Source organism: Flavobacterium sp. MMLR14_040, assembly GCF_033657265.1.
Taxonomy (GTDB): domain Bacteria; phylum Bacteroidota; class Bacteroidia; order Flavobacteriales; family Flavobacteriaceae; genus Flavobacterium.
The window spans coordinates 36,774-48,818 of the sequence record NZ_JAWVWO010000010.1 but is presented as its reverse complement, the minus strand read 5'-3'; the positions used below and the strand labels follow the sequence as shown (position 1 = coordinate 48,818).

At 35.4% G+C, this 12,045-nt stretch carries 8 protein-coding genes; 1 reads left to right on the top strand and 7 read right to left on the bottom strand.

The genetic code is table 11. The features are described 5' to 3' along the window. Nucleotide 1: 1 nt before the first annotated feature. From SD960_RS14395 to SD960_RS14370, 6 genes are all read right to left on the bottom strand, one after another. Nucleotides 2-649: an aldolase gene (locus SD960_RS14395; RefSeq protein WP_318804210.1), complete on the bottom strand. Its 648-nt coding sequence runs from the start codon at nucleotides 647-649 to the stop codon at nucleotides 2-4. A 16-nt stretch (nucleotides 650-665) separates the two neighbouring features. Continuing rightward, nucleotides 666-1,697 (bottom strand): sugar kinase, encoded by a 1,032-nt coding sequence (locus tag SD960_RS14390; RefSeq protein WP_318804209.1) that lies wholly within the window; start codon nucleotides 1,695-1,697, stop codon nucleotides 666-668. Between the two features lie 325 nt (nucleotides 1,698-2,022). Continuing rightward, nucleotides 2,023-2,490 carry a RidA family protein gene (locus tag SD960_RS14385; RefSeq protein WP_042565550.1) on the bottom strand — a complete coding sequence of 156 codons (468 nt, stop codon included), beginning with the start codon at nucleotides 2,488-2,490 and terminating at the stop codon, nucleotides 2,023-2,025. 4 nt (nucleotides 2,491-2,494) lie between these two features. Continuing rightward, nucleotides 2,495-3,814, bottom strand: a complete 1,320-nt coding sequence (locus tag SD960_RS14380) for a gluconate:H+ symporter (RefSeq protein WP_318804208.1) — start codon at nucleotides 3,812-3,814, stop codon at nucleotides 2,495-2,497. 391 nt (nucleotides 3,815-4,205) lie between these two features. Next, entirely contained in the window at nucleotides 4,206-5,735 is a 1,530-nt protein-coding gene (locus tag SD960_RS14375; protein ID WP_318804206.1) for a SusD/RagB family nutrient-binding outer membrane lipoprotein, read from the bottom strand. 11 nt (nucleotides 5,736-5,746) lie between these two features. Next, nucleotides 5,747-8,902, bottom strand: coding sequence for a SusC/RagA family TonB-linked outer membrane protein (locus tag SD960_RS14370; protein WP_318804204.1), 3,156 nt, complete (start codon nucleotides 8,900-8,902; stop codon nucleotides 5,747-5,749). Nucleotides 8,903-9,136: 234 nt separating this feature from the next. Between SD960_RS14370 and SD960_RS14365 the strand changes: the two genes are divergently transcribed. Further along, entirely contained in the window at nucleotides 9,137-9,904 is a 768-nt protein-coding gene (locus SD960_RS14365) for a nitrilase family protein (protein ID WP_318804202.1), read from the top strand. A 330-nt stretch (nucleotides 9,905-10,234) separates the two neighbouring features. Here SD960_RS14365 and SD960_RS14360 read toward each other — a convergent pair whose 3' ends face one another. Next, complete coding sequence (locus SD960_RS14360; RefSeq protein ID WP_318804200.1) at nucleotides 10,235-11,923, bottom strand: Ig-like domain-containing protein; 1,689 nt, start codon at nucleotides 11,921-11,923, stop codon at nucleotides 10,235-10,237. Between the last annotated feature and the right edge of the window lie 122 nt (nucleotides 11,924-12,045).

Here is a 12,045-nt window from a genome sequence, read left to right as displayed (position 1 = left end):
TCTAGTTTCTTGTTTTTTCTACCACTTCAATTAAATTTTGAAAAGCCTGAAGTGATTCTTCATAAGTTAAGCTCAAAAGCATTTCTTTCGAAAATAAATTAGAGCCAATTCCAACGCAAACAACGCCGGATTTGAACCATGATTTCAGGTTGCTTTCTTCTAACGTTACACCTCCGGTTGGCATTATTCTTAAATTTGGAAACGGCGCTCTAATGGCTTTTACATATCCAGGTCCGCCAATTTTATCGGCAGGAAAAAGTTTTACAACATCAGCACCTAATTTATTGGCATGCAGTATTTCGTTTAAAGTTGCTGCGCCCGGAATCCAGTAAATATTATTTTTGAAACAATAGTTACCAATTTCAGGATCGGTATGCGGACAAACGATACAATCTGCGCCCAATTGATAAAATGTTTCGGCATCATCAACGCTCAAAATAGAACCAACGGCAATTTTTACATCCAAATTATTTGCTTTTTTAAAGGCAACCATTTGAGTGAAAACTTCTTTAGCATTATCGGCACGAGCGGCAAATTCGATAATTTTTATACCGGCATCTGCGGCAGACTGCAGCACAATTTTGGCTGTTTCAATATTGATTTGTGTTACTAACGGAAGTACGCCTTGTGCTTTTAAAATGCTGTACATATGCTTAAATATAATTTTATCTATTGATTCTGTTACTCGCGCCATTTGTAATAAAATGACTTATTTCTGTTGGATTGCTCATGGCGAAATCTCCGTGAATACTTTGTTTGATCACGCCGCAGGCAGTTGCCCAATCGATGCATTCCTGTGCAGATAATTTGTTGGATAATCCGTATAATAATCCTGCGTTGAAGGCGTCACCGGAACCAATTTGATCGGTTACCAAATGTATTTTGTATTCTTTTGTTTCATAAAAATGACCTTCGTGAAATAACATTCCTTTGTATAAATGTGCCAGTCCGTCTGATTTTCTAAAACTCATGGCGAGGGTTTTTAGGAATGGCATTTTTTCTTTTAATAATTCGAATGTTTTCCTGAAACGATTGGCATCCGATTCGTTTTTATCGGTTTTTATTCTGAAGTAAATTTCAATCGCGTCTATATCTGCAACGGTTATCGTACTGTATTGTAGCAAATCGGGCATAATTTCAGACGGATCTTTTCCGTATTGCCACAATTTTGATCGGTAATTAAAATCGGAAGAAATAGTTAATCCTTTTTTATGTGCCGAAAGAATAGCGTCTTTACAAACCAAACCGGCTTCATTTGAAACGCCCGGACTTATTCCTGACCAATGAAAATGAGTGACATCGGCGAAAGCCAAATCCCAATTGATTTGATCTTTTTGAATAGTTGCAAAAGACGAATTGCTTCGGTCGTAAATAACCTGCGATTGCCTGATTTGATTTCCGGCTTCGACAAAATACAATCCCAAACGTTCTCCGCCGTAAACACATTTTGAAGTGTTTACTTTGTATTTCTGCAGTTCGTTTAAAGTCAATTGTGCCAAATCATTTTGGGGTAATCTCGTGATATAATCGGTTTGAATGCCGAGTTGAGAAAGTAAAACACAAACATTGGCTTCGGCTCCGCCCACATGAACTTTTATTTCATTGGCCTGCGTAAACCGGTCTCCATTGGCAACATTCATCCGAAGTAATAATTCTCCGAAAGTTGCAATTCTTGTTTGTGATGTATTTGTATTCATGGTTTTTGTTTTTTTGTCACTCCCGATAGCTATCGGGATTTACAGATTCAAAAGATTTATAAACGTAGCGCTTATTTTTTTAACACATAGAAACATAGTTTTTGAAGCCGCATAATAGGCGTTTCACTTGCATTAACAAACATAGCTATGTGTGAAAGCTAGTTTTTAAAATATCCTCTAAAAGTTACAATAAAATCTATGTTTCTATGTGTTTAAATTTTTGCTACAGATTAGTTTTTCAACCACAAATTCCGCAAATTTTCACAAATCAGTATGTAAAAATTAATTTGCGAAATTTGTATAATTTGTGGTTAAAAAAAATCTTTTAATATAATTCGAAAACAGCTTCAACTTCTACGGGAATATTATCTGGTAAAGATCCCATTCCTACGGCGCTTCTTACGCCAATTCCGTTTTCTTGTCCCCAAACTTCGGCGAATAATTCGCTGCAGCCATTTATTACGTAGGGATGTCTAAGGAAATCGCCGTTGCAATTCACCATTCCCAAAACTTTTATAACTCTTTTTACTTTGTTCAGGCTTCCAAAATTGGTAACAATTGTCGAAAGCATCGTTAAGCCAACTTGTCTTGCGGCCAGTTTTCCTTCTTCGATATCCATATCGTCGCCAATTCTTCCGATAATTAGAGATTTGTCGTCGCGAACCGGGCCGTGACCAGAAAGATACAAATACTTTCCGTCGACTAAATAAGGTTTATATATACCAAGAGGTTGAGGCGCTGGCGGTAATGATAAGCCAAGGGTTTCAAATTTTTCCTGAGGCAATAAATTCATGATATTAATGTATTATAGAGTTTAAAATAAAAACGAAAACAATTCCCAAAACCGATACTAAGGATTCCATTACGGTCCATGATTTAAAGGTATCTTTCAGGCTGATATTAAAATATTCTTTGAACATCCAGAAACCCGGATCGTTTACATGCGAGCACATCAAACTTCCTGCTCCAACAGATAAAACTAATAAGTTGGGGTCAAGATTATTAGTTTGTAATAAAGGTAACAAAACGCTGGCCGTCATTAATCCCGCCGCCGTTGCAGAACCTACACAAACCCTGATAATGGCCGCCATAATCCAGGCCAGTAAATAGGGGTGAATATTGATTTGGGTTAATGTGCCAACAATAGTTTCGTTGACACCGCTTACGATCATGACTTCCTTTAAACTTCCGGCACCGCCAACAATTAAGACTATTAGTGCAACATCTTTTATAGCAACAGCATAATCATCCATTAGAGATGCCAAACTTCGATTCATTCTGATTCCTAAAGTATAGGTGCAAATTAGCAATGAAATCAGCATAATTATACTTGGTTCGCCAACGGTTTTGCAAATATTTACCAAAGTTTCATTATCTGAAAATAAAGGCAATATAGATGTTATGGTTAATCCGAAAACGGGGAATAAGGCTGAAAATAAACTAACAGAAAAACTCGGTTGTTTTCCTGCGCTTACTACTTCTTCAACATTTAAAATTTCATGATCCGTTTCTGTTTTGATGTTTTTGAGCAAATTCGAAAACAATAATCCCGCAATAAATATAGTTGGAACGGCAATGATGATTCCGTAAACTAAAACGAGACCAATATCAGCATTTAAAATACTGCTTAATGCCATTGGAGACGGATGTGGAGGCAAAAAACCGTGCGCAACTGAAAGTGACGCAAGCATAGGGATTCCCAAATATACTTTTGACAGTTTAAATTGATGGGCTACTGAAAAGATTAAAGGTACTAACAAAACAAATCCCACACTATAAAATAGCGGTATACCAACAATAAATCCGGTAATCATTAAGCCTAAGCGGACATATTTTTCGCCTGTCCATCCCATAACTGTTTTGGCAATAACATTGGCTGCACCAGAGGAAACGGTAAGTTTACCAATGCAGGTTCCGAAAACGATAATGAGCGTAATCGACCCTAACATTTCGCCCAAACCTTTTTGCACCGTTTGCGATAAGGTGTTTATTGGCAGACCTAAAAAAAGACCTGCCAGTAAAGCCGTTATGATAAAGGCAATAAACGGATTGATTTTAAACCAGGCAATCTGGAGGATTAAAAACGCAATACATGCCGTAAGAATTAATATGCTCATTTATTGTTTTAATTAAAAATTGAGAATTAAAAATTAAAAATCTTTGAAACCTATATGGTTAATTAATTAATTCAAGTTGCTAAGTGTAGTCCCTACGGGACAAAAAATGGCATAAATAAATTGATTTCTACCAATATGTAATCTCTCCGAGATATTTTTTATTACTCCGTTAGGAGTTAAATATTGGTAGAAGTAGTCCCTACGGGACAAAAAATAGCGCCTATAAAATTGATTTTCTACCAATATGTAATCTCTCCGAGATATTTTATTACTCCGTTAGGAGTTAAATATTGGTAGAATTAACCAAAGTCACCCCTACAGATATCCCGTAGGGATTACACCTTTTTTTACAACCAATTTATTATTTATTAATTACACAAAACATTTACTATTATTTATCCCACCAAATTCTTGTCGTGAAATTATCTTCGCCTTGGCGTTTAACTGCTTCTGCTAAGTTAGCTGAATTGACTGAATATTCGCTCGTTGGATATTTGAAACGTCTTGGGATTGTGCCATTTGTGACATTTCCAGGAAAATTTACAGGAACTAAAACCGGATATCCTGTTCGTCTCCAATTGGCATAAACTTCCTGCTCGTCTACAAAAAGTGCAATCCAGATTTGCGTATGAATTTGATTCATTTTGTCTTCAAAAGATCCGGCTACGTTAAAAGGATTCAGCGTTAAATAAGGCGTTGCGTCTGCAATTGTGTAGGCTGTTCCGTAAATTCCCATGTTTAAAAATGAAGCTCTTACACCTTTTTCATATAATGCCTGATCAGTTTCGCCAGCGTACCAGCCTCTTGCAGCGGCTTCGGCTAATAGAAAACTAGTTTCGGCATTGCTTAAAATCATGATTGGGGCATCATATCTAAAAACCGTACTTTGATTTGGTTCAGAATAAGTGGCTTGTTCTGTAGGCGTCGGAGCTATTTTTGTTCCGTTAGGAAAACCTTTTTGAACCGCAAGACTTGTGTTTTGAACATTTCCCTGCCAAACGCCTGCATAAACACTAATTCTTGGATCGGCAGTAGCTTGTAAAACATCTATAAATGTTTTGGCTAATTTTCCGCCTTCCACATTTTTCTGACCAAAAGATCCTGCGGTAAAATCTTGTTTTCTCGAGTCAAAACCAACCGGATTTCTGTTGATATCATTTGGTCCGTCTGTATATTTCATAATGGCATTATCGGCAGTATTCAAAATTATACCACCGGCGATTGCTTTGTTTGCCCAGCTTTGTGCCAATGCCGGATCAACTTTTGTTAATCGCATTGCCAAACGAAGCATTAGCGAATACGAGAATTTTTTCCATTTTGCCACATCGCCGTTGTAGATAAAATCGGCATTGCCAAAAGTTGGTTTTGCAGGATCTAATGCCAAAGCAGCTTCGTCTAATTCCTTTAATAAATCTTTATAAATGAATTCCTGTGTATCGTATTTTGGCAGAAAAATTTGTGTGCTGTTTGCTTTTGCAGCTTCCGTATACGGAATATCGCCGTATAAATCTGTAATTCTGTGATACAAATACGCTTTCCAGATTCTGGCAACATTCAGTTTATTGCTGTCGTTTGCATTGTCTTTTACGGCATCAATTACAATTTCGGTTTCATTTAAAGCCGTTGGATAAACCTGATTAAAATAAGCCGAAAAATAAACTTCATTGCTTAAATATTTATCTCCAACTCCGGATGCTTCTTTATAAGTCGCATAATGCTGCAACATTCCGCCGCATTCCAAAATATTGGTAGCAAAATAATTATTGTTTAAGCCGTCTAAAATAGATTTGCTGAAAATGAAATTCGGGTTTGGTTTTTCAACAACATTCGGGTTTGTATTTATTTCTTCAAAATCTTTGGTACAGCTTGTCATACTTGCTAAAAGTAAGCCTGTGATATATAAAATGGTTATCTTTTTCATGTCTTTTAATTTTAGAATTTAACGTTTAAACTTAAACCGAAACTTCTTGTTTTTGGCACTCCAAATTGTTCAACACCCTGAGCATTTCCTGCACTAAATACAGATTCCGGATCTACGTTTGGTGTTTTCTTGTAAAGAATGAATAAGTTTCTTGCTACAAATGAAAGAGAAGCGCCCTGAAGTTTAGACAAACCTTTTATTTTTTCAATTGGCAACGAATAACCCAAAATGATTTGTCTTAGTTTGATAAAACTTGCATCGTAAACAAAAGTGGATGAAATGTTTCTTAAACCATCATAATACGTTCTCAGGTTTTCAGGAGCAATAACCATATTTACCGGGTTTCCGTTGGTGTCAACTCCGGAAATTGGCAAACCTGATTCACGACCTTCAAGCGTTAGTTTGGTTAAACCCATACGAGTTCCGTACAAATCAGTTCCAGAGTAAAGGCTTCCGCCGAATTTTCCATCAATTAAAAAGCTGAAAGAGATATTTTTATACTTAAATTCATTACTAATTCCTGCTCCCCAAGGATGAACTCCCTGACCTAATTCTTCGAGTGGACCTTGCGCTATGGTTGCAGAACCGCCGCTTACGTTATAAACTGTATTTCCATTAGCATCAACACGAGGTTTGTATCCTTTTATAATACTGTATGGGCGCCCAACATCACTTGCAATTGTTACGTAACCGTTTACAGAAGTTGCCATTGTAATAGAGTTTAACTGATCTGTAAGTGCTTCAACAGTATTTTTATTGTACGATCCGTTGAAAGTGGCATCCCATGAAAAGTTTTTATTGTTGATGATTTTTCCGGTAAGCAAAAGTTCAACCCCTTTGTTTCTCATTTTCCCAAGATTCAACAAAGCTGTATTTGCTCCCGAAGCTGTTGAAATCGTAGTTTCAACTATATCATTTGTAGTCGCACGATTGTACCATGCAAAATCAACATTCAAACGATTATTGAAAAATCCTAAATCGGTTCCAACTTCAAATGTTGTAGAAGTCAACGGACTTAAAGTCGAATTAGGAACTCTTGAACTTGTTGGGCCTTGTAATTGCTGACCGTTGTGCCCTCCCTGAATCATAGAATAAGATTGATTCAATGCGTACGGATCAGGAGTTGCGCCACCAACCTCGGCCCAGGAAGTTCTAAGTTTTGCAAATGAAACAAATTCAGGCATTGTAATAATATCCGAAACAATAATACTTGTTCCCACAGACGGATAAAATACCGTATTATTTTCTGCAGATAAAGTCGAAAACCAATCCTGGCGACCTGTAAAGTTTAAAAAAACGATGTTTTTATAATCTAAATCGACAGCGCCGTAAACAGAATTTGTTTTGGTTTTTCCGTAAGGATAACTATAAGCCAAAGTCGATAAATTGCTCAAAGCATAAAAATCATCCAAAACAAAATTTGATCCCTCTACTTTAGTTTCGTCTCGAAGCGTAGTTCTTGAGTTAACCCCAACCAATGCATTTAAAGAGAATTCTTTGTAAATGTTTTTCTTAGTATAATTAAGAATTGCTTCTGAGTTTAAGTTGGATAATTTCATTCTTGAACCCTGCGCATATCCAACCGGATTGTTTAAAGTTGTTTTTGGGATGTATCCGAAGAAATCATAATCGGTATAATCCTGACCAATTCGACCCTGAAGGAATAAATCACGGGTAAAATTCAGTTTCACATTTACCATTCCGATGAAACGGTTTTTAGTATCGTGGTTTTTGATTTTATTCACCACAAAATAAGGGTTTGTAGCAACGGCAACCGGGTTCCATGCTTCCTCAACACCATTTACATCATAGCCCGGGGCAAGGTTTCTAATGTCGACAGTGTTGGCAATCATGTAAGTTCCCCAGTTGGCATTTGCTTCAGCATCAGAAACCGTAGGTCTGTTTTCTGATTTTTCTAAGTTATATTGCGTTACAACATCAAATTTTAACCAATCTGTTAAGTTAACATTTCCGGCAATATTCAACGTTTTGCGGTTAAAACCTGAGTTAGGCAAAACACTTTCGTTGTCCATATTTGAAAAAGAAAGACGTCCTGTAGCTTTTTCACTTCCACCTGATAAAGCGATAGAATTGATAAAAGTCGTTCCCGTTCTATAGAAATTTTTAATATTATCTTTTTGTGCTACATAAGGTCTCGCAACGCCATCAAACTGAATAACATTACTTCCGTCCATTTTTGCACCCCATGACCAGCGTCCTGCAGCAATGGCTTCGGCTTGAGTTGTTGGCTTTAGACCATTTGCTCCGGAACCATATTCATATTGCCAATCCGGAGTAATAGATGGTGTTTCAAAAGTAAAAGAACTATTGTACTCAACACCAATTCCTTGTTGTGCAGCACCTCTTTTTGTCTGAATCAAAATGACACCATTTGCAGCATTTGCACCGTAAAGAGCGGCAGCAGTTCCACCTTTAAGAACCGTAATGGTTTTAATATCATCAGGATTTATAACCGAAGTTCCGTCACCTCGGTCCACATTTATTCTTGTTGATCCGGCACCGTTTCCAATTCCCGGTAAATTCAATTGCGTATTATCAATCGGCAAATCATTTACCACATACATAGGCTGATTGTTTCCGTTTAAAGACCCGTTTCCACGAATCACAACTCTGCTCGATCCGTTTGGTCCCGTTGCGGTGCTGCTTACGTTAACTCCGGCAATTTTTCCAACTAATGCATTGGCTATATTAGTTTCTTTGGCTTTTGTAAACTCAGTTCCTTTCAATTCTGTTACGGCATATGCGACCGATTTACTGCTTTTTTTAACTCCAAGTGCCGTTACCAAAACTTGTTCCAGAACATTTTCTGCAGGTTTTAATCGGATTACTAAACTTGTAGTTTTAATTAAGGCAAATGATAAAGTTTCGTATCCCATGTAGGTTACAATAACATGGGCTTCGTTTTCCGGAACGGTTAATTTAAATTTTCCGTTTTCGTCAGATATTGTTGCAATTTTATTATTGCTTTCTGCATAAATAGTAGCTCCCGCAATTGGCAGACCGTCGTCCTGGCCTAAAATCTGACCCGAGATTTCAACCTGATTGCTTTGTTGTTCAAAAAGATGCTTTTTTATTGCAATCTCTTTGGCGTTTGCGGAGAAGATGATTCCTCCGATAAACACTAATGAAATTAGCCTTGTTTTCATAATTTTTTTTGGTTAGTTGTTTTTTTGGTTTTGCATTGATGTTCAAATATATATAAATATTTTTCACATTTGCATTTTTTTTGCATAAAATGCATTTTTTTTGCAATATTTTTTACCCACCTACTTTTAATTTCGAAAAGAAGTGTGATTTTCAAAGGTGTTTTGAGAAAATTTTGCAGATTATGCTTTTTCTGCAAAAAATAATTTTCATATTAAAATTCGTATTTTTGAAATATGAAAATCGCACTTATACAATCAGATCTTTATTGGGAAGATATTTCTAAAAATAGAAATGCTTTCGAATTGAAAATAAATCAAATTGATTCAGAAGTTAATTTGATCGTTTTACCCGAAATGTTTTCTACTGGATTTACCATGAATGCTTTGGCTGTAGCCGAAACCATGCAGGGTGAAACTATTTTGTGGATGAAAGAAATGGCAAAACAGAAAAATTGTGCGATTACAGGAAGTTTGGTAATAACCGAAAATGAAAAATTTTATAATAGAATGTTGTTTGTTTTTCCTTCCGGAGAAATTCAATATTACAATAAAAGACATTTGTTTACACTCGCCGGCGAAGACAAAACCTATACTGCCGGAACCGAAAAAGTAATTGTTGATTATTTAGGCTGGAAAATTTGCCTGCAGGTTTGTTACGATTTAAGATTTCCTGCCTTTGCCAGAAATATCGAAAACTACGATTTACTTATATATGTAGCGAGTTGGCCAAAAATCCGAACCAATGCCTGGGATATTTTGCTTCAGGCGCGCGCTGTTGAAAACCTGAGTTATGTTATTGGCGTAAACAGAGTAGGAGTAGATGCCAATAATTATGAATATATTGGACATTCGCAAACAGTTGATTTTTTGGGAAATTATCTTCTCGAACCACAAGAAACAGAAGACGTTTTTGTGGTCGAATTGGATAAAAATAGTATGTTGGAAACTAGAAAAAAACTAGATTTTTTAAGCGATAAGGATTTCTTCGAAATAAAAATTTAGGTAACTAAAAATAAAGAAACACTAATTATTTCAAGTTGCCAGTTTAACAAGCCAAATCACCCACGCTTGAAAAAAAACCTACTGTTTGTCATTTCGACGAAGGAGAAATCTCCGCAAGAAGCTCGACAAAGATTGAATTCTCATTGCGGAGTTACTTGCGGAGATTTCTCCTTCGTCGAAATGACATAAAACGAGAAAAAAACTTTGTGTTTTGAAAAGATTTATTGGTTATAGCATTGAATGTCAACTTGAATTAATTACACAAACTACATTCTGAAATTGAATTTTGTATTAGTGAAATTCGTGTCAAATTTGTTTTAATCTGAAAATCTAGAACGCTTTTTTCTTTTTCTGATCTTCTTTTTTCTTCTTGTCAGTTTCTTTTTTATCGACTTCAGGATTATAAGGAACACTTAAATCAATAGTTTCATCGACGTCCCAATTGGCTCGAACATCGATTTCTTTTTGATAATAAAATACTTCCTCGGCATAGGTTTTATTTAAGAAATTACCTGAATCGTATATTTTGTTTTTATTATCGTCATACGTTATTCGAAGCGTAAATGATTCGGGCTGCAATAAATCAAATTGAATTTTTGTATTGCCTTCAGAATAGTCGCTTGCCAATACAACATCTCCTTTTTTATTGGTTATTTCAACAATGATCGGGAATCGTTTTACGTTTTTCAAATTCAAAACCAAATTCCCATTATCAGCATATTCCTTTGTCGTTAATTTATACGATAAAGTATCGTTTACTTTGTCATAAAAATCAGTCAGAGCACCCGGGAGAAAAGTAAACTTGTATTTTTCTAAAGGTTCTTTCTTAAAATCAACATATAATTTTTGCTCCAGTTCATTGTATTCTGTCGTAAAATCTACAGCAACCGAATCTTTATTAATTAATTTAATTTTTGACTTATCAAATTTAACTAACGGCGTTGCGGTTTCTAAAGTAAATCTGTCTCTAAAATTAATGGCTCCGTTTTGTACCGCTGTTATATTTAAGGTGTCTTTCTTTTGATCTTTAATTTTAAAAGTAAATTTTTTATTGTAATTCTCTTTTGTTATTTCCAGCTGTAATGAATCCGCTTTTAAAGGTTTATACCAAACTTGCAGAGAATCTTTTTTAGGAAATTGTGTTACAATAGTTTCCAGTATTTCATCATTGTTTTTAAGAACAATTTTTGGTTGGGAAAGCTTGAAATTCTGTTTGCCTTCATACGGTAAAAACAATCTGTTTCCAGAAGCTTGTATTGGTTTTAAAGCTTTTAGGGGTAATGTTTCTTTAAATAATTCTAATTCAAAAAGTGTGTCATTTGGTACGGTAATAAAATGTTTTATAAACCCAATTTTATCATCTTTAGGATTAAATTTATTGTTGCTGCCTTTATCTTTCATCGCTACCAAAAGATATTTTCCTGCTTTTAAATTTTCAAGTTTAAAGGTTCTCAAACTGTCTAAAGTATTCGTAATATATCTGGGAAGATCTTTATAAACTACAGAATCTTTGTATTTGTCATTTACTTCATATAACATTACCGAAACAAAATTATCGACATTTTTTTCGTAAGCATCTTTAACAATACCGCCAATAGAAAGCGAATCGATATAAGGTCCGGTCGAAAAAATGTATTTAAATTGGTTCATCGCATTACCTTCATTATTGTCTGTAATACTTTGCCCGAAATTGAAACTGTATGTCGTATTAGGCTCTAAAGTGTCTTTGATTTTTATCGTTAAAACTTTGCTGACATTTGTTGGTGTAATAAGAGGCTCGTGTTTCATTGGTGGTGAAATAACAAGCTGTTTGTTAAGGTTTTTAAGCTTAACATATTCATCAAAATTTAAGACGATTTGATCTCCTTTAAAATTAGTATTGAAGTTTTTAGGTGAACTTGAGCTTAACACAGGCGCCAAAGTGTCTTTTAATCCGCCGGTAATGCTGCCTCTTTTGGCGCAGCTCATCATTAACAATACGAATAGAAATGAAATATATTTGAAGTTGTTTTTCAACATAACTGTTTTAAATTTGATTGCACAAAATAACGATTATATTTGCTTTAATCGAAATTTTTTATCTATTTATTAGGAATTCCGCCTTTCAGTTTTTCTTGTTTTTTTGAAGTTCAATCCAGAAA